Here is a 23,861-nt window from a genome sequence, read left to right on the forward strand (position 1 = left end):
AACACAATATCTCCTGTAAGCGTCTACAAGAGCATCAAAATAAACTACTAGAATTAATTAACCGTAGAAAAATCATCGAAAAGATCAAGAATAATAAGTATTCTAACATCAAGAGATAGGAACGCAAGGCTAACTGTAATGACCGACTCTGTAATCTTTCCGTCTGTCGTGGAAATGTCTTCACTAACAGAAAAACTTAAATCTATTAATCAAGAGCATTTATTAGATTCATGGTCGTCCCTTTCTCAAAAACAACAACAACGCCTTTACTATCAAATTTCTTCCATAAATGTTGAGCTTTTCCATAAACAACGTCAGCTCATCACTTCTCCAAGATCTATCTTAAAAGATTTTCATCCTTTAACTTCTTTCGCTTCTTCTGGAGAAGATTCCGAAAGAACAAAAATAGGAACAAATCTTCTAAAGGAAAAGAAAGTGGCTTGTGTGGTTCTTGCTGGTGGACAAGGATCTAGATTAAAATGTGACGGTCCTAAAGGGCTTTTCCCCGTATCTCCTATCAAAAAAAAGCCTCTCTTTCAGCTTGTTGCTGAAAAAGTCTGTGCAGCAAGTAAACTTGCAAATCAGCCTCTACCTTTAGCTTTTATGACATCTCCGTTAAATAATCGTCAGACGCGTTCCTACTTCGAATCTAATGATTATTTCCATCTTGATCCCAATCAAGTTGACTTTTTCTGTCAACCACTTTGGCCTTTATTATCCTTATCAGGAGATCTCTTTCTAGAAGACACTGATACCTTATCCTTAGGGCCCAATGGCAATGGTTGCCTGGCAACTCTTCTATATACCTCAGGACTTTGGGAAAAATGGAAGAAAGCGGGAATCGAAATGGTTAGCGTTATTCCTATTGATAATCCTTTAGCTCTACCTTTTGATGTAGAACTTTGTGGATTCCACGGGATGGAAAATAACGAAGTAACTATTAAAGCTACTTCACGACAAACGGCCATTGAAGATGTTGGCATCTTAGTACAGTCTAATGATTCGGGGAAAACCTCAGTTATTGAGTATTCCGAAATACCTCAAAACGAACGTTTTGCCACAAATCAAGATAGCACTTTAAAGTATTGCCTAGCTAATATTGGATTATATTGTCTGTCTATGGACTTCATCGCACACGCAGCTCTACGTGAACTTCCTCTTTATAAAGCTCATAAACATGCAAAACAATTAGGACTCTATTCCTCTGAGAAAAATTCTTGGAAATTCGAAGAATTTATCTTTGATCTATTTTGTTATAGCGAACGTTGTCAAACTCTTGTCTACCCACGTCAAGAATGCTTCGCACCATTAAAAAATCTCGAAGGCAATCACAGTCCAGCAACTGTTCGAGAAGCTCTTTCTGCTAGAGAACGTCAAATTTTCCATAAAGTGACCGGGAAAAAACTTTCTCCAAACACAGCATTTGAATTAGAAGCCGATTTCTATTATCCTTCAACCTCTACTTCCCTGCATTGGGAGAATAAAGCATTTTTCGAGGAACCGTTTTTTGAGGCCTCATGAAAGAAAAAATTGCCTACCTAGGTATGGGCATTTGGGGATTTTGTCTCGCATCATTATTAGCAAATAAGGGTTATGCCGTTGTTGGATGGGCTCGCAATCCTGAATTGATTGCTCAGCTACAAATAGAACAACGTCATCCCCAAGCTCCTGATATTCCTATTCATCCTAATCTGTCCTTCACTACAGATATGGCAGAAGCTGTGGAAGGAGCTTCTATGATTGTTGAAGGAGTATCCTCAGCAGGCATACGTCCCGTATCTGAACAGCTAAAAACAATCACAGATCTCAATGTGCCTTTTGTCATTACTTCAAAAGGTATCGAACAACATACGGGATTATTACTTAGTGAGATTGTTGTAGAAATTTTTGGTAAAGATGCTTCGAAATATCTTGGTTATCTTAGTGGGCCTTCTATAGCTAGAGAAGTTCTTAAAGGCTGTCCATGTTCCGTAGTGATTAGCGCGTATAATCCAGATACCTTGAAAAAAATACATAATGCTTTCCTAACTCCAACATTCCGAGTGTATCCTAATAGTGATCTTAAAGGTGTGGCTCTCGGCGGAGCTTTAAAAAATATCATAGCAATTGCTTGTGGAATTTCTGATGGATTCCATTTTGGAGACAATGCCAAATCAGGATTAGTTACTCGAGGACTTCATGAAATACGAAAATTTGCAACGATTATGGACTGCCGTCCTGATACTCTGAATGGTTTAGCAGGTCTTGGGGATCTCTGCACAACGTGCTTTTCTTCATTAAGTAGAAATACAAAATTCGGGAAACTGATAGCTCAAGGGATGACTCTTGAGAAGGCAAAAGCAGAAATCGGCATGGTTGTTGAAGGTGCCTATACTGCCCTTTCAGCATACCAAATTGCCAAACATCATAAAATCGATATGCCAATAACCACGGGTATCTATCGCGTGTTATATGAGAATCTCGATATTAAAGAAGGCATCGCTGCACTTTTACAAAGAAATACTAAAGAAGAATATCTTTAAAAAATGAAGATTCTATCTTTTTCATCTCCTTATATAGAAGTCCTATCTCTACAGAGTTTTCATTTGTACATTTTTTTATCATTTGTTAAAGATGAATTTATAACACATAGTAAATAAGGCCATCCACTAAATGAATAGCAAGCTGAAAAAGCATCTACGTTTAGCATCCCTCTCTCTCCTAGCTTTATCAGGAATTTTTTCTTCCTCAATCCTTAATGCTATGCCATCGGGAAATCCTGCTTATCCTGTCATCCCAGGAATTAATCCAGAACAGAAAGGAATGTGTGCATTCGAACTTTGCAATAGCTATAGTCTCTTTGCAGCACTTACAGGAAGCTTAAAAATAGGCTTTTCTGGAGATTATATTTTTTCAGAAAGCGCAAGAGTAAAAAATGTTCCCGTGGTGACATCTGTTACTACAGCGGGGACAGGACCTCAACCTAACGTTACCTCTACATTTAAAGATTTTGACTTCGATCTAAATGATTCTAAAGTTAGCTCTAGTTGTATTTTTGCTTCAGTAGCTTTCCAAGATACTTCACCCGCTGCTATTCCCCTATTAGATATCAGCTTCGATGTAAAAATCGGTGGGTTAAAACAATACTACCGTCTCCCTCTTAACGCCTATAGAGACTATACTTCTTCACCTCTTGCTTCTGAATCACAAGTTACCGACGGTTTGGTAGAAGTGCAAAGCAATTATGGTTTTGTTTGGGACTTAAGTTTGAAAAAGATTCTTTGGAAAGATGGGATTTCTTTCATTGGTATTGGTGGAGATTATCGCCATGCAACGTGTCCTATTAACTACATCATAGTAAATAGCCAAGCAAATCCTGAAGTATATTTTGAAGATTCTAACGGTAAAATTAGCTACAAAGAGTGGTCCGCAAATATAGGAATCACCACCTATGTGAATGATTATATCCTTCCCTATGTTTCTGTTTCTGTAGGAAGTTCATCAAGAACCGCACCCGCGGATAGCTTTAAACGTCTAGAAAGCCAGTTTTCTAACTTAAAGTTCAAAGTACGGAAAATCACAAATTTCCATAGAGTGAACTTTTGCTGTGGAGCAACAAGCTGCGCATCAGATAACTTCTTCTATAGCGTTGAAGGACGTTGGGGTTGCCAGCGTGCTATAAACGTAACCGCAGGGTTCCAATTCTAATTATAAGAGCTAATTAACGTACGATATACATTATGAATCAGTTTCAATGATGCCGCAATTAAGCTCCATTCCTGTTGCATAGCACGCATCTGAAGTTCCAACATCAATTGATGCGTTTGAGCTAAATCCCCGTAATTTTGCACATCAGAAAGACAGTTGTTAAAGAAATTCAACAAGCCACCCTTTGCAGTTCCTGTTTTGATGTCAATTTCTCCATCAACAACCTTATGTTCCAAATCTTGTAATTTAATTATAGAAAAATCAGAACCCATAATCTTATAAGAAGGATCGTATTCATTATTCCCAGGAATGAAAACAAGAGCATTTAGATTCAATATCAGATTCTTCATCTGATTTAGCATGATGCCTAGTTCATTATTATAGCCTTTAACGATGTCCTCGAGCTGTTTTTTTTGAGCATCGGAAAGAGAACTATTTCCCTGAATATTCTTAGAAATTTGCTTTAATAAAAGCTGAGCATTCTCAGCACTTTTAATATCATTTCTCAACTGTAAACACTCTTCTTCATAGCGATCTACAATCATCTGATAACCAAATTTAAAATTGGCAGTTCCTGATGTTTGAGAAATGTAAGATCCTAAGTTATATACAATAGGTGCAGAGTTGAAGCTCTTTATAATCTCTAAAAGAGGACTAAATAAGTTCTGAGCGTATCCTGAAAGATTTAATTCTCTTCCTAATGCATATAAAGCAGTCTCTTGCGCAGGGATATATTTATCTAAAAGGATATAAGCAAATGCCGATTGGAAAGGCATTTTATTAACTATAGAATCCGCTACCGGAGCAAGCTCGGGAGCTGTTGTTAACGCTTGCGGAGATATCCTATCTAAATGCTCTTGAAAAATCTTATTTGCTTCTTTACGTAGCTCTTTATTTTCTTTTTCTGTAAGGACAGTTTGTATTACAGCAAGTTCGAATCCTGTATCTAAAAAGTCATGCTTCAAAGAAGATACAAAATCTCTATGCAATCCCAAATCACTAGCTTCTTTAAGCAAGTCATGCATGATTTTTAAATGAGAAGCTACCTCATTCATCTTTGTATAATCCGCAGCTACCTCAGCAGGAGATACACGACGTTCTGCAAATACACGACCTTCAGAAATTTGATTAGCCTGTTGATAGCCTTGTATTGAAGAGTTTTTCATAACTTCACCTATTTAAATCTACGTGTTAACTTCGCAACTATCTGATTCATCAATGCTAAAGCAGCGCTGACCATAGTCCACTCTTGCTGAATTGCGGAAGACTCTAACTGTAATGCGAGCTGTTGGTTTTGGTTAAAGGTTGTAAAATTTTGTTGGGTAGCTTCTAAACTTTGTAAGATCTGCTGCTCACCACCAGGAACAACACCGTTGTCACCACCTTCAATAACAAAGCTTTCAAAAGATGAGAGGAAACGAGGCCAATTCTCAGATGTTTGACCGTTAACCTTAATATCAAAGGCTTCATCAACCTCTTCAGGTTTTGCTACTGCACTAAATTGCATATTGTTTAGGAAGACGTAAAGATTACCTAGATTACGCAATAAAGCGTCGAATTGGAATTCGTATCCGGAAATTGTCTGACGAAGCTCTCGTTTCTGAGAAGAGGTAAGCTCGTCATCATTTTTGACGCTTTCTAAGATTTTAGTAAGTTCGGTTTTCACTCTCTGACAACGCTCAACATCCGCTTTACAACGTACTTTTTCTTTATTTAAAACACTCTGAGCTTTCCCTAAAGCATCCGTAAGGGCCTGTAAGTTCATTTGACGCAAGTATATCGCTAAAGAATAATAGACATCTGCAGTTTGGAAATTCGTAACATGAGTAATGATTTGATTCATGTACTTAGCAGCCTTATTAGAGAAGGTCATCTGTACCCCTAACGTCTCTAGAACATGCTGCTGATTGGGTAAATATTTATCTAATAATAAAGAGGAGTAAACCATTTGTATCGGAGAAGTATCTACGAACGTCTTTTTGCCCTCTTTCATACTCTCAAAATAATTTAATTTCGTAGGATCCATAGAATCTTTTTGACCCATTAACTTGGCCGATTCTTCTGTCCATTTATTAATTTGATCTCGGATTTGCTTAATACCATTATTCATCCCATCAATCACTTTCTGATAATCAAAGCGTGACATCACCGAATTAGGACTCCTCGTCATTAATTCAATGCATTTTTGGAAAAATTCAGGATTAAGATTAGTTTGACTGCTGCCATAAAATAGCTTGATACCTTGATAAGTAGCATAAGGGTTATTCTTAAATGTAACTAAAGGCACGTCGGCAACATTAAAATTACTATTTCCGCGTTCATTCCAATAAGTATATTCTTTCTCAAGAACCGCTTTATAATTAGCCTGCGAACTACTCTGGGATATACCGTATTGCCCAGCACACACTAAATAGGAATACAATAAACTTAGGAAACTGGGTAAAGTCACATTGGCATTCATCTTCAAGCTACCCATAGCATTGATAAACGTAGTTACTCCCTGTTTGACTCCTTCGGGCATCTTGTCTACAGCATGACCTGAGTACTTATCCATAAGCATGCGATATACCCCGCCCAACACTATATAGGTGCGTGTCATACCCCCTTGCATAGCGTTATAACCGGAACCAGTTAAGGTAGATGCTGTTGAAGATATATCCCAAATAGGATTGAGTAGATCTTTAAGAGAACTTGAGAACTGACGTATTAGCTCAATGACTTTATTCGCTTCATCAATATTTAATGAGCATTCAGCAAGTTGGATATTCAGTTGTTCAGAAACAGGATAAGACAAGGAGATCATGGCATTATAAACTACCATAATGTTCTGCCAAAAATTGATCACTTTGCTTTTTGGAGGAGCGTCTTTCCCCTCTAGTTTTTCTATTGCCGCTACAAACTCTTTAGATAAACCATATAGAGATGTGTATTGTGCTTCTGTAGGAGTTCCTGCTACAAAGGCCTGTTTCAAAGTATCTAATTTTATTTTAAAATCTTTAACTATAGTTTTTTCAGCTTCTGTAGGATTAACAATCCCTCCTTGATCAACGTCCTTTAGCCAATCATCAAAACTCTTATCAAGCCCCTCTATATAAAGTTTTGCAGCAGCAAGATTTGGGTTTGCTAAAATTTCGTCAACTTTACGGGAATCATAAGTAATATTTGAAAGTGTGATTTTTTCTTCAGGAAGATTTTCGAAAGAAGCATCTCCTATAAACTCTGAGGAAAATTGCGCTGTGGGTAACTTAACCTCTGCTTCTTGCAACAAACCAAGTGCGTGTTTTAATCCCCTTGCTTTCTGATCTAGTTCTTGAAAAAGAAATACAGAACTAGAAAACGGTGTTGTCATATCTACCTGATCACCAAGTAGTGCCGCAGTTACATTGCGATTAAAAGTAATGTATGAAGATGGTACCGTCACTGTAATTTATCCAGAAGAGACTAATTATTTTTCTAATTTTAAAATAAAAAAAATATTTCAAAAATAAAAAATAATTAACTTTAAAACTAAAACATAAATAACAAGTGACTTTGATTATTTAATTATTTTAATTCTCTTTCTATTCTGAATAATTCATCAGTGATTGTTTGAGGAAAGTCAGATCCAAAAATCTTGCAATACTCACGAACATTAGCAACCTCTTTCAGCCACCCAGAAACATCCACAGAAAGTAGATCCTGAAGAGCTTGTGAAGATAAATTGAGTCCTTCTAAGTTCAAAGAAGATTCTTCTGGTAAGTAACCAATGGGTGTTTTCTTAGCGATGGACTCTTCCCCATTAGTTCTTCGAAAAATCCATTCTAAAACACGAAGATTGTCGCTAAATCCTGGCCAGATAAAATTACCATCTTTATCCTTACGGAACCAGTTCACGCCATAGATCTTTGGTAGTTTTAAACTTGTGTTAGAAGCAAAAGATAACCAGTGATCAAAATAGTATGCCATGTTGTAGCCACAGAAAGGTAACATAGCAAAAGGATCATGCCGCAACTTCCCTTGTTCACCAACAATAGCTGCGGTAGTTGCCGAAGACATGCTTGCACCAATGGTGACTCCATGTTGCCAACTTAAAGCCTCATAAACCAAAGGTATAGTCTCAGAACGACGACCACCAAAAATAATCGCCTCAATTGGTACACCTTCAGGACTATTCCATTGAGGATCTAAAACAGGACACTGCTTTACAAGAGTAGTGAATCTAGAATTAGCATGTGCTGCAGGAGCTCCTCCGGGTTGCCAAGGATTACCATGCCAATCTATAAGACCTTCAGGAGGTTGGCTCGTTAAACCTTCCCACCAGACATCTCCATTTGGAGTCAAAGCAACATTAGTGAATATCGAGTTAGATTTGCAAGTAGCTAAAGCATTAGGATTTGTCGTTTCTGATGTTCCTGGAGCAACACCAAAAAAACCAAATTCAGGATTCACAGCGTATAACCTACCGTCAACACCAGGACGTATCCATGCAATGTCATCGCCGACACATTCGACTTTCCAACCAGGAATCTTAGGCATGAGCATCGCGAGATTAGTTTTACCACAAGCGCTAGGGAAAGAAGCGGCAAAATATTTCTTCTGTCCTTGAGGATTAGTCACACCGATGATTAGCATATGCTCTGCAAGCCAGTTTTGTGAACGAGCTATATATGAAGCTAAGCGTAATGCTACGCATTTCTTCCCTAGTAAAGCATTTCCCCCGTAACCACTACCAAATGACATTACACTACTGTCATCTTGGAAATGTACTATACGCATATGCTTAGGATTACAAGGCCAAGCTACATCTTTTTCACCCGGAGATAAAGGGACTCCCACACTGTGTAGACACTTATGAAAAGAACCGGATGTTCCTAGAGATTCTAATACCTCTGCTCCCATTCGTGTCATGATCTTCATAGAACAAACAACATATGGAGAATCGGTAATTTCAACACCAATAAGAGAAAATGGAGAATTTAACGGTCCCATGCAAAAAGGAATCACATAGAGAGTCCTTCCGCGCATACAACCTCGGAAAAGACCTTCTAATTCCTGACGCATTTCTTGGGGATCACGCCAATTATTGGTAGGGCCTGCATCTTCTTTTTTTGTAGTACAAATAAAAGTGAACTGTTCAACACGAGCAACATCTTCAGGAGAAGAACGCACTAGAAAACAGTTGGGATGTAAATCAGAGTTTAAAGGAATAGCTATTCCTGATTTTTGCATCATACTGTAGACTTCAGCATATTCAGCATCAGAGCCATTACATATACGGATATCCTTAGGAGTTACTAATTCAGCAACCTCTTTGATCCATTGTCTTAAACCTTCATGCTGAATTTCATTGCTCCATGCACTGGTCATACCATATTCCCTTTGCGTTTTTTGAATTGATCTAGGTGTTCTAAAGCCTTTCCTGTTCCTAAACAAACAGCAAGTAAAGGATGCGGTGCAGTAATTACAGAAAGCCCTGTATTTTTACTTAAAGCCTTATCGAGACCTTTAATTAAAGCCCCTCCACCAGCTAATACCATACCACGTTCAACTAAATCAGCAGAAAGTTCGGGAGGACACTTCTCTAAAGTTAAACGAACGCATTCAATAATTTGTTGGATAGGCTCTGCTAAACATTCACGAATTTCAACAGAGTTAATCCTTTTTGTGATTGGTAATCCTGCAACCTGATCACGACCTCGAACTTCCATTTCAAGCTCATGATCTCCCAAAGGATACGCAGAACCAATAGTGATTTTTATTTCTTCAGCAGTACGCGGGCCAATCATAAGATTGTAAGTACGACGCATGTAATTAATAATACATTCATCGAACTCATCCCCAGCAATACGTAAGGAACGTGACTCTACAATTCCTCCTAGAGAAATGATAGCAATCTCCGTAGTTCCACCACCAATATCAATAATCATACTCGCAGCAGGTTCGTGAACAGGAAGATCCACGCCAATAGCAGCCGCCATAGGCTCCTCTATTAAGATCACTTCCTGAGCTCCAGCATGTAAAGCAGAGTCTTCAACAGCACGCTTTTCCACACCAGTAATCCCCGAAGGTACAGCAATTAAAATTCTAGGTCGGAACATACTACGAGAAGGTGTTACACGTTTGATCAACGCCTTTAACATGCCCTCCGCTATTTCGAAATCTGCAATCACCCCATCTTTCATAGGACGAACAGCCATAATTTTACGCGGAGTTTTTCCCAACATAGCCTTAGCTTTATGGCCAACAGCAAGAACTGTATGCGTTTGAGCATCTACAGCAACTACGGAGGGCTCACTGAGAACAATACCCCGACCACGAACATAAACTAAAGTGTTCGCTGTTCCTAAATCGATACCAACATTGCCAGAAAAAAAGTTGAAAACTTTATCAAAACGGCCTAGAGTCTTGTTGTACAATCGATTAGAAAGATTTTTAATTTTAAATAAGCTTCGATGTGGGCTCATAGCATCATATCTGTAGCAATTCTAGTACTTCTTCCCAAGTCAACTTGGAAACGACTTCATCATCAGAGTTGATCACTTTCTTTACAAGGCTCTTTTTCCTGTTTTGGAGAGTTAGAATTTTTTCCTCAATAGTATTTAACGTAACTAGCTTATACGAAGACACTGAGCGATTCTGCCCTATGCGATGCACCCGATCTGTAGCTTGATTTTCTACAGCAGGATTCCACCACATGTCGTAGTGAATCACCGTGTCCGCACCAACAAGATTTAATCCTGTTCCTCCAGCTTTTAAAGAAATCAAGAAAACTAAAAGTCCTGGATCTTCGTTAAACTGGTTGACTATTTCTAATCTGTTCTTGGTGGAACCGTCTAAATAAACAAAGCGCACGCCACGAGCTTCTAAGTCTTTTTTTATGATGCTTAACATCTTGGTATATTGACTAAAGAGAACGGTTTTATGCCCTGTCTCAACAAGAGAAGAAAGAAGGTCCATAAGCAAATCATACTTTGCAGAATCACCCGGCTCAGGTACATCTTTTGCAAAAATAGCTGGGTGACAACAGATTTGTTTTAGACGGGTAAGTGTTGCAAGAACATGGATATGTATACGATCAAATCCTTCTTGTTTAACTAAACGAGAAAGTTCTTTTTTAGCTGAAGCAGCATAAGAATGGTATAGCTCTTTCTGAGAATCTGTAAGGTGACAATGATATAGAATTTCTGAAACAGGAGGTAAATCTTCCAATACGTCTTCTTTCATACGACGAAGAATGAACGGTGCGACCTTCTTCTTCAAAGCAACCATATTATCGGTCTTATTCCCCATATAGTTGCCTGTGCGGATATATTTTCCAACAAAGCGATCGTAACTGCTTAATAAGCCAGGCATTAAGAAATCGAAAAGGCTCCATAATTCTTCAAGAGAATTTTCAATCGGAGTCCCTGTTAAGATTAATCGATGCCCCGAACGAATCATTTTTACAGATTTTGCATTACGCGTCGTACGGTTCTTAATATGATGAGCTTCGTCTAAAACTACATAGTCAAAGACAAAATCCTTATAAATATCGATGTCTTTTTGCAACAGGTTGTATGAGGTAATGGCAACGTCATAATCTGATAAAGTAGCTAGCTGTCTACGTCTATGAGAAGGGATCCCATCAACTATCATAGTTTTGAATTCGGGATTAAACTTACGGAATTCTTCTTTCCAGTTATATACTAGAGATGTTGGACAGACAATTAGCGAACATCCCTTTCCCTTCTCTAATCTACTTTGTGTAATAGCAATGATCGCTTGTAAGGTTTTCCCAAGGCCCATATCGTCAGCAAGAATGCCATTTAAATGCATTCTTCTAAGACGTTCTAGCCAATGAATTCCTTCTGTTTGATAGCTACGTAATGTAGCTTGTATTTGCTTAGGAATAGCTTGGAAATCAAAAGCAACTTCTCCACGAATTTGCTTTTGTATCTCCGCGAGTTTATCCGTCATTTTAAAATTGACCGGTAAACCTTTGAATAATTCAGGAGAAATCCCTGTTAAACTCCACAAAGGACACTTTTCTACAAAGTCATCAAGAACTTTAAAGCCTATTTCATTAAAAATCTGAATAACTGGAGAAATTTTTTCTAAATCCAAAACTAAAATACATGGAAGTTTTGCAGAACCAGAGGTTCTACCTCTTCGAGGAGTTTTTACATTACGTCCTCGCTTTGGCAACTCAAGGAAACGTTTTTTAGCGCTTATACAATCCCAAAGCAAGTCCAAGCTAATTCCCTTCAGCAAACCATTAACTTTAAGCTCGGCTTCATAAGTATTAATTTCAGAGCTTTCCTTAAAGGAAAGATCAAAGACTGTTTCATCATAAATAAACTGATCAGAAAGAGTCTCAGGACAATTAAACGTTATCCTATGCTGATTATTAGGAATTGTTTCTGTCATAAACTCTACGATTTTCTTTTCACTTTTTACATGAAAAGCACCGTCACGCTCATCATAAATAAAGCCTGAGAAAACCTCTTCTATGATTTTACGTTCTTCAACAAGATTTCTAGCCAAGATTCCGTCGTCACGAATAAATGCACGAATATCTTGGTATTTTAAAGAAAAAGAAGCAGCTGGAATCGCAAGCGAATCATAAATAAAATGTAATTTTGCCTCTAATTCGCCATCTAAATAACTTATGTTACAGACACCACGAACATCTTCAATATAAGGCAGAGTAATAAAGGAGTTTAGAACTTCAACGTTGGAAACTTCAGCGTATTCTTTAAACACAGGAAGAGCATTCTCTCGGAAAGAGCCGAATAGAGCTTCTGGGACAGTAATATCTCGTAGCCTTGAAAAAGAACGTAAATGCGCACGTCGAATTTGGGGTGCGAAGTGATGGTAAACGTTATTATGAATAATTCCGGGAACATTAGATTCTAAAAGAATCGCTTGCTCAGGCTGAAGAGTCTCATCGTCCACTAAGATTAGTGGAGTCATTAACAATGCTTTGTAGGGAGTGTCGAAAAAATCTAAATCAAACTTCATCTTAGCTGGTGAAACCGACCAACATAAAGGTTCTTCAAGGTTCCCACAAAACATTCCTGAAAAACTTTCTTTCTCTCCAGCTTGCCCTCCACCACGATCTGCCATTTGATGTTCATACATTTTTCCTAAAATTACACCTAACGATGTTAATGTAAGATAAGCAGATTTTAATAGTTTTTCTTCAGGAGCTTGGTTCGCATAACGAACATAGCGAATTAACAAATCTATAAGCTTACGGTCAGAAGCATTGAAAGATTGCATTGTGAAAAAGAAACGACGCCCATTAAGGATAATCGGCTCTTGATATAAAACTCCTTCAAGAAAGGTTTTAATATTTGAAATATAAAACGGTTTAGAACGTCCGGGAAGACGTAAAACAAGTTGGAATTCAACATGCTGATTTGGGCGAAATACTTCATCGTTGGCACCAACAAATAAAACAGCAAGTTCTGCAGAATTCTTCTCTAAATATTCTTGAGGGAGGAAAAATGGATTCGCGCTTAATACATTCGCTGCGTGAACGTACTCACTCAAAATTTCTTTTTGATGAGCTCGGTCTTTTCTCTCTTCTTCTCTACTGGCCGCAACAACAAAAGTTTCTTGAAGCTCTTTTTTTACTTCTTCATTTATCTCTTGATTAGTATCTAAGTTGGCTTCTTGAGAATAAGCCACTACCATTTCATTAAAATACTTCTCTAGATAAAACAGTAGTGCCACTATGTGCTGGCAATCATAATTATAAGAGCAATCACAATTAGAATCTATGGTATCAGATTTCGATCGATCAACTTCTATTTCACATTCATATACGTTGTCATATAGGCCTCGAATCTGTGCTCCTATACACACTGATTCTCCGTTCATAGACAGGATTTTCGCATTAATCACAGCTCCTTGGTCAAAAAGTTCCTTGCCATCCTGCAAAATGTTAGCTGTAAAATCCCTTCGTAATTTGCGAAAATTGAGCATTTCTCCTCTAAATTATAGAGTTCTGATTGAATCAGCTTACTTGTACCTGTTTACCCATGCTAAATCAATGAAAAATTTTATCAGGCCTTTTGTCTTGTATTTCAGCCTGTGTTTTTGCACTAACTATTACTACCGTAGTTGACTAGTCATTGATAAAAACTCATCAAATATCTAGAATATCACTTTTCTTGCGGGTGTAGCTCAGTGGTAGAGCGCCACGTTGCCAACGTGAAGGTCGTGAGTTCAAGCCTCATCACCCGCTTTTCCTTCCAGAAAAGCTTCAAAAGGTAGTCTTGTGTCGCGAAATTTTTCTAACGAGCAATTTTCTATTAATTTAGAAGAACAGTCAGGATGTGTTGTTTCTGCTGTAGTAAAAACCACGCCGCAACTCTTAGATAAACTTCATAAACAAGCTATAAAAAAGATAAAGAAAGATGTTGTATTATCAGGATTCCGAAAAGGTAAAGCTCCTGATGAAATTATTGTTTCTCGTTATCCTAGCCAAGCAACAAGAGAATTGAATCAATTATTGATTCAAGCAGCTTACCAAGCTTTATCTACTGTAGGAGATCGCCGACCTCTTTCTCCACAAGCTATCAAATCAACATCTGTAGCAAAAGCAGATCTAGCGGAAGGTGGGCAAGTAGATTTCACTTATGAAGCTTTTCCTGTGATTGCTGATATTTCTTGGGACAAATTATCACTAGCAAAAGAAGCCCCTATAAAAGATATTACTGATGAAGAAATGGAAAAGGGATTACTCAATATCTCTTATTTCTTCGCCACAAAAACCCCTGTAACTCGTCCTTCTCAAGAAGGGGATTTTGTATCCCTATCTCTTTATGTTTCCAAACAAGACGAAGAAAGAACCCCTACAGCAATTTTTGAAAATAAATACTTCAAACTTTGCGAAGAAGAAATGACGGATTCTTTTAAAGCTAAATTTTTAGGTATTTCTGCAGGTCATCGCGTTACAGAGATCATCACCTCTCCTGACATTCAATCATTTTTAAATGGAGATGTTCTAACTTTTACTGTTAATGCAGTCATTGAAGTTGTTGCTCCAGAACTTGATGATGAGAAAGCTCGTCAGTTACAGGCTGAATCTTTAGAAGATCTAAAGAAAAAGCTACGCATTCAATTAGAAAATCAAGCAAAAGATAAACAGCATCAACAACGCTTTACTGAAGCAGAAAATGCTCTAGCAAATATTATAGATTTTGATCTTCCAACATCTATGTTAGAAGATCGTTTAGCCACGCTAACGAGAGAAAAATTACTCAATGCTCGTTTGATTCAATATTGTTCTGATGAAGAATTAGAAGATAAAAAATCAGATTTATTACAAGAAGCGGAAGCAGAAGCTAAAAAAACTTTAAAATTATTTTTCTTGGCAAACAAGATTTTCACAGATGAAAAGCTTGTGATTAGCCGTGAAGAACTTCAATATATGATGGATGTATGTTCTAGAGAGCGTTACGGCATGCAACCTCCTCGAGATATATCTAACGAAGCTTTGCAAGAACTCGTGATGGCAGCTCGCGATCGTCTAACTTACCATAAAGCCATGGAAACAGTTCTATCCAAAGCAAAAGAATTAGCGACAGCACCCTCTGCATAATTTAGCTAGAGGAAAACACTTGACCCAAGAAAGTCTTAAACATAGAATTCAACATTTTAATGCGTAGGCTTATTTCCAGGCAAAAAAGCATAAAAAATGAATTATGTGTATTGTTGGAATTGCTTTTGCGCATCCTATATATATGCGGGAAAGAAACTATTTTGAGAGGAAATGCAAATGACATTGGTGCCTTATGTGGTCGAGGATACAGGTCGTGGCGAACGCGCCATGGATATTTACTCGCGTCTTTTAAAAGATCGCATTGTAATGATTGGCCAAGAGATTACAGAACCTCTCGCGAATACTGTCATTGCCCAATTACTTTTCCTAATGTCTGAAGATCCTAAAAAAGATATTAAAGTTTTCATTAACTCTCCTGGCGGATATATCACAGCAGGACTAGCTATTTATGATACTATTCGTTTCTTAGGTTGCGATGTAAATACTTATTGCATAGGTCAAGCCGCTTCTATGGGAGCTCTATTACTTTCTGCAGGAACTAAAGGTAAGCGTTATGCTTTACCTCATAGTCGAATGATGATTCACCAACCTTCCGGCGGGATTATAGGAACTTCTGCAGATATTCAGCTACAAGCTGCTGAAATCTTAACACTGAAAAAGCACCTCGCTAACATTCTTTCCGAATGTACAGGACAACCTGTAGAAAAAATCATAGAAGATTCTGAGAGAGATTTCTTTATGGGTGCTGAGGATGCTATCTCGTATGGTCTAATTGATAAAGTGGTCTCTTCAGCAAAAGACACGAAAGATAAGGATACTATCTCCTAGAGAGTCGTTATGAACAAAAAAAATCTCACCATTTGCTCTTTTTGTGGGCGTTCTGAAAAAGATGTAGAAAAACTGATAGCAGGTCCATCTGTCTATATTTGTGATTACTGCATTAAGTTATGCTCAGGGATTTTAGATAAGAAACCTACATCGACTCCATCATCAGGGACACCCACAGAAACTACGCCTCAGCATCCAGATCTTCAAGTTCTTACTCCAAAAGAAATCAAAAAACATATCGATAAATATGTTGTAGGACAGGAAAGAGCAAAAAAAACCATAGCGGTAGCCGTATATAATCATTACAAACGCATACGTGCTTTATTAAACAATAAACACGTAAGCTATGGAAAATCTAATGTTTTACTCTTGGGCCCTACAGGATCAGGGAAAACCCTTATTGCTAAAACCTTAGCAAAAATTTTAGATGTGCCATTTACAATCGCTGATGCGACAACCCTTACCGAAGCCGGTTATGTCGGTGAAGATGTGGAAAACATTGTTTTAAGATTATTGCAAGCCGCTGATTACGACGTCGCTAGGGCAGAACGTGGAATTATCTATATTGATGAAATCGATAAAATTGGTAGAACTACAGCTAACGTTTCTATTACTCGTGACGTTTCCGGTGAAGGCGTCCAACAAGCTCTATTAAAAATTATAGAAGGCACTACTGCTAATGTTCCCCCTAAAGGAGGACGTAAACATCCTAATCAAGAATATATCCGTGTAAATACTGAAAATATTCTTTTCATTGTCGGCGGCGCCTTTGTTAATTTAGATAAGATTATTGCCAAACGTTTAGGGAAAACCACAATCGGATTTTCTGATGATTTAGGAGATTTCTCACAGGAAGATCGAGATCATTTACTTACTAAGGTAGAAACAGAAGATCTCATTGGCTTTGGTATGATCCCTGAATTCGTTGGTCGATTCAACTGTATTGTTAACTGTGAAGAGCTCTCTTTGGACGAACTTGTCGCGATTCTTACTGAACCTACAAATGCAATTGTAAAACAGTATATCGAGCTATTTTCAGAAGAAAATGTGAAGTTGATATTCGAAAAAGATGCTCTGTATGCTATAGCAAAAAAAGCTAAGCTGGCAAAAACTGGCGCCCGCGCTTTAGGTATGATCTTGGAAAATCTACTCAGAGATTTGATGTTTGAGATTCCTTCCGATCCTACAGTAGAGGCGATAAGGATTCAAGAAGACACAATCTTAGAGAATAAAGCACCAGTGATTATCAGGAGAGCTCCAGAAGCTATAGCTTAAATTTCTTCTCTTCTTTATTTAGGGATGTAATGACAACGATCGCCCTAGAAGCTGCAAAAAAAATTCTCTTGAAATTGCGTAATGCAGGTTATCAAGCATACTTTGTTGGAGGTTGCGTTCGCGATATGCTCATGGGCAAACCCATAGAAGAGATTGATATTGCAACCAGCGCATCCCCTGTCATCGTTTCCACTATTTTTACTGATACTTTAGCACTAGGTGCTGCCTTCGGTATTATCGTCGTTAAAGAAGACAACCGGCTATTTGAAGTGGCTACATTCCGTAGTGATGAAAATTATGAGGATGGACGTCATCCCGAACGTGTTGTATTCTCATCAATGAAAGAAGACGCTCTACGTCGAGATTTTACAATAAATGGGATGTATTATGATCCTTTCGAAGAAAAACTCTTTGATCTTGTTGAAGGAAGAAGGGATCTTGAAAAACGCGTCGTCCGTGCCATCGGTCATCCTAAATTACGTTTTGCCGAAGATAAACTCCGTATACTACGAGCTATACGTTTTAGCTCTTCATTAGGTTTTGCTCTAGACCCAGCTACAGAACGCGCTATTATTAAGGAAGCCCCCACCCTAGTAAATTCCGTATCTCCAGAAAGAATCTGGCAGGAACTAAGGAAAATGCTAAAAAACCGTCCCTACGAAGCCCTATCCTTATTGATAAAGCTAAAAATCATTACTGTTATCTTCCCTGAGCTTCGCGATGTTCCTCCTAGTTTATTACGAACAAACATCGAATTTGCTAAAAGAATCAGTCCAATAAAATTTCCTGAGATTTGCTTTCTACTCCCCCTATTTCAAGGGGTTAGTGAAGAAGCCGCTTGCGTAGCATTCACGCGTTTACGGGTGTCAAATAAAGATTTAAAACTTTTACAACTTTGGTACCAAGCTCTTCCACAATTCCAAAACATCAGTAATAATCGTGTTTTTTGGGCACATTTTTTAGCCTCACCAACAGCCCATCTATTTCTATCTCTGTTTTCAGCGACCCAAAAAGATCCTTCTAAACAGCAGCATTTCATCGCTCGCGTTCAAGAATTAGAAATACGCTTAGAACAATTCATTTTAAGAATCAAAACTTCTACACCCTTGGTTTCTGCTCCAGACCTTATTTCTAGAGGGATTACACCAGGTAGACTACTTGGAGATCTTTTAAGAGAAGCTGAGATACTATCTATAGAAAACGAATGTCATGACAAAGAAAAAATTTTATTACTCCTGAAGGAAAAAGGCTTCTGGAAGTAAGATTTATCTTAAAATAAACTTTTCCCTTAAACACTCAATCGATTTTATTTCTTTAGATTTAATTTTTTAGCTTTTATCATTTTCTTTGTAATTATTCAAAACTGAGATTAATTGGCTTATCATGCTACGGATTGCTATCTTAGGAAGACCCAACGTTGGGAAATCTTCTCTTTTCAATCGCATGTGCAAACGATCTTTGGCTATTGTTAACTCCCAAGAAGGGACCACACGAGATCGCCTATACGGGGAGATACGTGGATGGAGCATCCCTGTACAAGTAATCGATACTGGGGGAGTTGATAAAGATTCCGAAGACCACTTTCAAAAGCACATCTACAAGCAAGCTCTAGCGGGTGCTAATGAAGCGGATATTTTGCTTCTTGTTGTTGATATTCGCTGTGGAATTACAGAACAAGACGCTGAACTTGCTAAGTTACTTCTTCCTTTAAACAAGCCTCTTATTCTTGTCGCGAATAAAGCAGATACTTTTAAAGATGAACATCGCATTCATGAATTATATAAAATAGGAATCTCTGAGATTTTTACTGTATCAGCAAGTCACGATAAACATATTGATAAACTTTTAGATAGAATTAAAACTCTTGGTAATGTTCCTGAACTTGTAGAAGAGTTTCCAGAAGAAGAGCTTGAAGAAGAAGCAGTCCCTTCGATTGAGACGTTATCCGAAGAACCCCTATTAGACTACGAAGAAGAAGAAATCCCTTTCCCCGGAGCATCGGCAACAAATAAACCTTTAAAAATTGCTCTCATTGGTCGTCCTAACGTAGGCAAGTCCTCTATCATTAATGGATTATTAAATGAAGAGCGCTGCATCATCGACAATATACCAGGAACAACTCGCGATAACGTCGACATTCTATATTCTCATAATGATCGTTCGTATTTATTCATAGATACTGCCGGTCTAAGAAAAATGAAAAGCGTAAAAAATTCTATAGAATGGATATCTTCGTCTAGAACAGAAAAAGCCATAGCACGCGCAGACGTTTGCTTATTAGTTATCGATGCCATGCATCACCTATCTTCTTACGATAAACGTATTCTTTCTTTGATATCTAAACACAAGAAACCCCATATCATCCTTGTTAACAAATGGGATTTGATTGAGGCGGTGCGTATGGAGCATTACATCCGAGACTTACGCGCCACCGATGTTTATATCGGTCAATCTAGAATTCTTTGCATATCTGCAGCAACAAAACGTAATCTACGACATATCTTTTCATCTATCGATGAACTCTATGAAACAGTATCCAGTAAAGTCCCTACACCCGTCGTTAATAAAACACTGGCCTCAGCACTACAAAGGCATCATCCTCAAGTAATTAATGGAAGAAGATTGCGTGTTTACTATGCCATTCATAAGACAGCCACACCTTTCCAATTCTTATTATTTATTAATGCAAAATCGTTACTAACTAAACATTATGAGTGTTATTTAAAAAACACTTTAAAATCATCTTTTAATTTATACGGGATACCTTTTGATTTAGAATTCAAAGAAAAAACGAAAAGAACAAATTAATTTGTTTAAAAAATGAAATATTATTATTACAAAAATAATAATAACAAATTAATTATTTCTTGGAGACTTTAACCATGAACCATGATCATTATGATGCATCAGAAGCTGATTACCACCACTCACTCGATGAGCTCCTTTACCAATCAGAAGAAGCTTTCTCTTTGGATAAATACCAAGAAACTGGAGTTTATGTTGAAGAAGACAAGGAGAATGGTGATCTCCTTATAGTTCTTGGAGAATCCATTCTAAAAGGTGTCATACGCCAATTCTATATTAGTGATGATAATCATGCTTATACGCGTAGTTGTCTGACAGGAGACTGGGAGTTATGGTTTAATATCCCTCCAAAAACAATAGAAAGCAAAACTTATGACTTCAACTCTCTATTAGAATCCGATTTTCTTCTTACTACAAATGTAGAAACATTTGTAAACGCTCCCGAAGATTTCCCAAAGGGATCGGAGTCCTTAAATAATATCATTATTTGTATGACAACTCGTAATCGAGATCATCACGTACAGTTTCTGATTGGGGATAACCACAGAACATTTTGGATACGCCACCATGATGCAAATACATGGTCCGAGTGGTCCACATTTATTTAAAATCGTAAATTAGAGCAGGAAAAGGCTGGAAGCTAGCCCAGCCCTAAAAGCTTTTTTATTCGTCGTCAGAATCATTGATAACAGTTAATTCCATAGGACCGAAGTTCTCATCATTTTGGAATGATGTAGCAACAACAGGAATAACATTTTGAGGACGCTGTTCTCTAGTCATAGTTAACTCTAGACGGAATAGATGTTTCACAATAGCGATACGAATATCCCGGACAAGGCTTTCAAATAGTAAGAATGATTCGTGTTTAAATTCAATTAAAGGATCTTTCTGACCCACAGTACGTAAACCTACTTCACTACGGAGTAAATCCATGTCCACAAGATGAATTTTCCATTGTTCATCGATATGCATAATCATTACTGAGCGTATAATATCTTTACAGATACCATTAGCATCAACATCATTTCCAGCAGCTGTAGTAATTTCGTCTACCATAGAAGAAAACTTATTCTGGAAAACCCCAATCAAATCATCTGCAACTTTTTCTGCAATAGCATCTAAAGTGTTTAACCTACGCAATTCCTCAAGATTTAACTTCAGAGGGAAAGAGTAGTTCATCCATTCTTCTAGAGTAGGGAGAGAGTGACCTGTGGGATGATTACGACTCGTGATCAATGAAGCTATCATCAATGACACATGATATATCGATTCCTTAGCTAAGGCAAAGATATCCTCAGAACGTATAACTTCGTTACGAAAACCATAAATAGTCTGTCTCTGCCTATTCATAACATCGTCATACTCAAGAGTATGTTTTCGAATTGTATAGTTTCTTGCTTCAACACGTTTTTGAGCAGTCTCAATTAGCTTGTTAAACATAGGATCCGACATGGCCTCTCCCTCAGGAGGACGGAAATGTCGAATCAATGCGTTTAATTTTGGCGAAGCAAATAAACGCATCAGACGATCTTCAAAAGATAAGAAGAACTTAGCAGCGCCAGGATCCCCTAAACGTGCGCAACGTCCACGTAATTGCCTATCAATACGTCGAGACTGATGGCGACTTGTACCGATAACATGAAGACCACCAACAACTACAGCTTCCTGATCTAGCTTGATATCTGTACCACGACCTGCCATATTTGTAGCAACAGTAACAGCACCTAGCTTCCCAGCTGCAGCAATAATCTCCGCTTCTTGAGCATGATTTTTTGCATTTAAAACTGTATGATTTATACGATTTTGTTTCAAAATACGAGACAGCTTCTCAGAGACCTCAACAGATTCTGTACCTATGAGAATAGGATTCCCGTCTTTATGTATACGAGCAATTTCATTAACAATCGCATGATACTTCTCACGCTCTGTCATATAAAATTCATCGTTATGATCTACACGTAAACATGTTTTAAATGTAGGCACTTGGAGAACATATAGATTATAAATTTCTTTAAATTCTTTGGACTCGGTAATTGCCGTCCCAGTCATACCTGCAAGTTTTTCGTAAAGACGGAAGAAATTCTGCAAAGTTACTGTCGCAAAAGTTTGTGATTCCTTACGGATAGTCACATGTTCTTTTGCTTCTATTGCTTGATGAAGACCTTCGGAAAAACGACGGCCTGGTTGTGGACGACCTGTATGTTCATCAATAATGACAATTTGATCATCACGGACAATGTAGTCCACATCACGTTCCATAAGCAATTGTGCTCTCAACAGCTGTCTCAAACCATGAGCTCGAGCTTTTCTTTGAGTGTCTTCTTCAGAAACGGCAATTTTTCTATTAATTTTATCTGTTGGAGAAAGAGATTCATCACTATCTATTAGAGCGTATTCGTGTCCCATATCCATCATGACGAAATCTTCGGCAGAGCCTCCGGCCCTATCAACCCACTGTTGCATGCCACGATCTGTCAATTCAAAATCATTATTGTGCTCATCAACAATGATATAAAGTTGAGATAGTTTTTCAATACTCTCTTCTTTATTTTGTTCAGCGTGATAATAAGTATCCCACTTATCAATCATAGCTCGCAAATCGGGGTGTTCGCGTACTCTACGCAAAACACGATTTAAAGGCATACCCTTACTAACTAGCCATAAACTCCGGCAAAATTCAGAAATACCTTCGATAACTTTTTTATCCTTAGGAAGGATATCCATATCCAAGAACAGTTCTAATCCTCGTCTAGCATCAAGAGCTAATTGATTACATAGTTCTCTTTGTAATTGCACTAGTTCAGCAACTTTATCCTTAAGTTCGAAATAAACAGGATTATGTTTTTCTCCAGGCCCGGAAATAATTAAAGGAGTTCTTGCTTCATCAATTAGAATAGAATCCACTTCATCAATAATAGCAAAATAGAATCCCCGACCTACCTGCTCATCAACAGAAGTTGCTATAGAATTATCTCTGAGATAATCGAACCCAAATTCTGAGGCTGTACCATAGACAACATCACAACGATAGATTTCCTTTCGTTTTTCTAAAGGCGAGCCGGATATCAATACTCCGGTAGTTAGACCTAACCAACGCAATATGGAGCCAACCCATTCACAGTCTCTTTGAGCAAGATAATCGTTAACTGTGACCAAATGCACAGGCTTCCCTGTTAAAGCATTTAAATACAGAGGCATAACTGCGGTAAGAGTTTTTCCTTCGCCTGTCTGCATCTCAGTAATAAAGCCCTTGTGCATAGCTATAGCACCGAGAACCTGAACATCATAAGGAACCATGTCCCAATTCTGATGATAACCGGAAACTTCTACAGGAGTTCCTGTCAAACGTCTACATACATTTTTAACAACAGCATAAGCTTCAGGAAGCATATCATCTAAGGATTCGCCCTCCTGATAGCGCTTTTTTAACTCTACTGTTTTATTACGCAACTCCTCATCAGACAAAGGAGCGAGCATCTCATCATAGAGATTTACCTTATCCACAAGTTTTTGAAATTTTTTTAAGGTACGCTCTTGAGAAGATCCAAAGAAACGTTTAAGAAAATCTAACATACATCGCTTAATTCAATATAATTGCTTGGAAAATACTCTATTAATTCCTACGAAAACTCATCTGTCAATACCATACTCGATTCTGATGAATAAAAGGAACAAAAGTTCCCGCTTACATTCTTCTTTCTCCTGAACAGGAGGGAAAAAACTTCTACCATAAAGA

At 37.9% G+C, this 23,861-nt stretch carries 15 protein-coding genes and 1 tRNA gene; 10 read left to right on the forward strand and 6 right to left on the reverse strand.

Annotation, left to right across the window (positions count from 1 at the left end; genetic code table 11):
• Positions 1–138: 138 nt before the first annotated feature.
• The 3 genes from C10C_RS04620 (at position 139) to C10C_RS04630 (ending at position 3,687) form a co-directional block, all read left to right on the forward strand.
• On the forward strand, positions 139–1,521 hold the full coding sequence (locus tag C10C_RS04620; protein WP_117274650.1) for a UTP--glucose-1-phosphate uridylyltransferase: 1,383 nt from the start codon (positions 139–141) through the stop codon (positions 1,519–1,521).
• Entirely contained in the window at positions 1,518–2,522 is a 1,005-nt protein-coding gene (locus C10C_RS04625) for an NAD(P)H-dependent glycerol-3-phosphate dehydrogenase (protein WP_117274651.1), read from the forward strand. Before C10C_RS04620 ends, C10C_RS04625 begins: the two co-directional genes overlap by 4 nt.
• A 130-nt stretch (positions 2,523–2,652) precedes the next feature.
• Positions 2,653–3,687 (forward strand): hypothetical protein, encoded by a 1,035-nt coding sequence (locus C10C_RS04630; RefSeq protein WP_117274652.1) that lies wholly within the window; start codon positions 2,653–2,655, stop codon positions 3,685–3,687.
• On the opposite strand, the gene C10C_RS04635 is transcribed toward C10C_RS04630, so the two are convergent.
• From C10C_RS04635 to C10C_RS04655, 5 genes are all read right to left on the reverse strand, one after another.
• Positions 3,684–4,853 (reverse strand): CT620/CT621 family type III secretion system effector, encoded by a 1,170-nt coding sequence (locus C10C_RS04635; protein ID WP_117274653.1) that lies wholly within the window; start codon positions 4,851–4,853, stop codon positions 3,684–3,686. The genes C10C_RS04630 and C10C_RS04635 overlap by 4 nt on opposite strands.
• An 8-nt stretch (positions 4,854–4,861) precedes the next feature.
• Positions 4,862–7,108 carry a CT620/CT621 family type III secretion system effector gene (locus tag C10C_RS04640; protein WP_117274654.1) on the reverse strand — a complete coding sequence of 749 codons (2,247 nt, stop codon included), beginning with the start codon at positions 7,106–7,108 and terminating at the stop codon, positions 4,862–4,864.
• 122 nt (positions 7,109–7,230) lie between these two features.
• Complete coding sequence (locus C10C_RS04645) at positions 7,231–9,033, reverse strand: phosphoenolpyruvate carboxykinase (GTP) (protein WP_117274655.1); 1,803 nt, start codon at positions 9,031–9,033, stop codon at positions 7,231–7,233.
• Positions 9,030–10,130 carry a rod shape-determining protein gene (locus C10C_RS04650; protein WP_006343575.1) on the reverse strand — a complete coding sequence of 367 codons (1,101 nt, stop codon included), beginning with the start codon at positions 10,128–10,130 and terminating at the stop codon, positions 9,030–9,032. The genes C10C_RS04645 and C10C_RS04650 overlap by 4 nt, the downstream gene beginning before the upstream one ends.
• A 4-nt stretch (positions 10,131–10,134) precedes the next feature.
• A complete protein-coding gene (locus C10C_RS04655) occupies positions 10,135–13,635 on the reverse strand; it encodes a DEAD/DEAH box helicase (RefSeq protein ID WP_117274656.1) in 3,501 nt (1,166 codons plus the stop codon).
• A 190-nt stretch (positions 13,636–13,825) separates the two neighbouring features.
• Here C10C_RS04655 and C10C_RS04660 point away from each other — a divergent pair.
• The 7 genes from C10C_RS04660 (at position 13,826) to C10C_RS04690 (ending at position 20,733) form a co-directional block, all read left to right on the forward strand.
• Positions 13,826–13,897: transfer RNA gene (locus C10C_RS04660), tRNA-Gly, on the forward strand.
• Between the two features lie 33 nt (positions 13,898–13,930).
• Positions 13,931–15,256, forward strand: coding sequence for a trigger factor (tig, locus tag C10C_RS04665; RefSeq protein ID WP_117274657.1), 1,326 nt, complete (start codon positions 13,931–13,933; stop codon positions 15,254–15,256).
• Between the two features lie 177 nt (positions 15,257–15,433).
• Positions 15,434–16,045: an ATP-dependent Clp protease proteolytic subunit gene (locus C10C_RS04670; RefSeq protein WP_006343578.1), complete on the forward strand. Its 612-nt coding sequence runs from the start codon at positions 15,434–15,436 to the stop codon at positions 16,043–16,045.
• A 9-nt stretch (positions 16,046–16,054) separates the two neighbouring features.
• The gene (clpX, locus tag C10C_RS04675; RefSeq protein WP_117274658.1) at positions 16,055–17,320 is read left to right on the forward strand and encodes an ATP-dependent Clp protease ATP-binding subunit ClpX; all 1,266 of its coding nucleotides are present in this window, start codon (positions 16,055–16,057) and stop codon (positions 17,318–17,320) included.
• A 29-nt stretch (positions 17,321–17,349) separates the two neighbouring features.
• On the forward strand, positions 17,350–18,582 hold the full coding sequence (locus C10C_RS04680; protein WP_117274659.1) for a CCA tRNA nucleotidyltransferase: 1,233 nt from the start codon (positions 17,350–17,352) through the stop codon (positions 18,580–18,582).
• Positions 18,583–18,703: 121 nt separating this feature from the next.
• Entirely contained in the window at positions 18,704–20,128 is a 1,425-nt protein-coding gene (gene der, locus C10C_RS04685) for a ribosome biogenesis GTPase Der (protein ID WP_117274660.1), read from the forward strand.
• A 74-nt stretch (positions 20,129–20,202) separates the two neighbouring features.
• Positions 20,203–20,733, forward strand: a complete 531-nt coding sequence (locus tag C10C_RS04690) for a hypothetical protein (protein WP_117274661.1) — start codon at positions 20,203–20,205, stop codon at positions 20,731–20,733.
• Positions 20,734–20,788: 55 nt separating this feature from the next.
• On the opposite strand, the gene secA is transcribed toward C10C_RS04690, so the two are convergent.
• Positions 20,789–23,698, reverse strand: a complete 2,910-nt coding sequence (gene secA, locus C10C_RS04695) for a preprotein translocase subunit SecA (RefSeq protein WP_117274662.1) — start codon at positions 23,696–23,698, stop codon at positions 20,789–20,791.
• Between the last annotated feature and the right edge of the window lie 163 nt (positions 23,699–23,861).

This window comes from Chlamydia poikilotherma (genome assembly GCF_900239975.1).
GTDB classification, from domain to species: domain Bacteria; phylum Chlamydiota; class Chlamydiia; order Chlamydiales; family Chlamydiaceae; genus Chlamydia; species Chlamydia poikilotherma.

What these genes read in the sequence shown, in the direction of transcription:
- C10C_RS04620 (WP_117274650.1), top strand. Translation starts at nt 139, where the DNA reads ATGACCGACTCTGTAATCTTTCCGTCTGTCGTGGAAATGTCTTCACTA.
- C10C_RS04625 (WP_117274651.1), top strand. Translation starts at nt 1,518, where the DNA reads ATGAAAGAAAAAATTGCCTACCTAGGTATGGGCATTTGGGGATTTTGT.
- C10C_RS04630 (WP_117274652.1), top strand. Translation starts at nt 2,653, where the DNA reads ATGAATAGCAAGCTGAAAAAGCATCTACGTTTAGCATCCCTCTCTCTC.
- C10C_RS04635 (WP_117274653.1), bottom strand. Translation starts at nt 4,853, where the DNA reads ATGAAAAACTCTTCAATACAAGGCTATCAACAGGCTAATCAAATTTCT.
- C10C_RS04645 (WP_117274655.1), bottom strand. Translation starts at nt 9,033, where the DNA reads ATGACCAGTGCATGGAGCAATGAAATTCAGCATGAAGGTTTAAGACAA.
- C10C_RS04650 (WP_006343575.1), bottom strand. Translation starts at nt 10,130, where the DNA reads ATGAGCCCACATCGAAGCTTATTTAAAATTAAAAATCTTTCTAATCGA.
- C10C_RS04655 (WP_117274656.1), bottom strand. Translation starts at nt 13,635, where the DNA reads ATGCTCAATTTTCGCAAATTACGAAGGGATTTTACAGCTAACATTTTG.
- C10C_RS04670 (WP_006343578.1), top strand. Translation starts at nt 15,434, where the DNA reads ATGACATTGGTGCCTTATGTGGTCGAGGATACAGGTCGTGGCGAACGC.
- clpX (WP_117274658.1), top strand. Translation starts at nt 16,055, where the DNA reads ATGAACAAAAAAAATCTCACCATTTGCTCTTTTTGTGGGCGTTCTGAA.
- C10C_RS04680 (WP_117274659.1), top strand. Translation starts at nt 17,350, where the DNA reads ATGACAACGATCGCCCTAGAAGCTGCAAAAAAAATTCTCTTGAAATTG.
- der (WP_117274660.1), top strand. Translation starts at nt 18,704, where the DNA reads ATGCTACGGATTGCTATCTTAGGAAGACCCAACGTTGGGAAATCTTCT.
- C10C_RS04690 (WP_117274661.1), top strand. Translation starts at nt 20,203, where the DNA reads ATGAACCATGATCATTATGATGCATCAGAAGCTGATTACCACCACTCA.
- secA (WP_117274662.1), bottom strand. Translation starts at nt 23,698, where the DNA reads ATGTTAGATTTTCTTAAACGTTTCTTTGGATCTTCTCAAGAGCGTACC.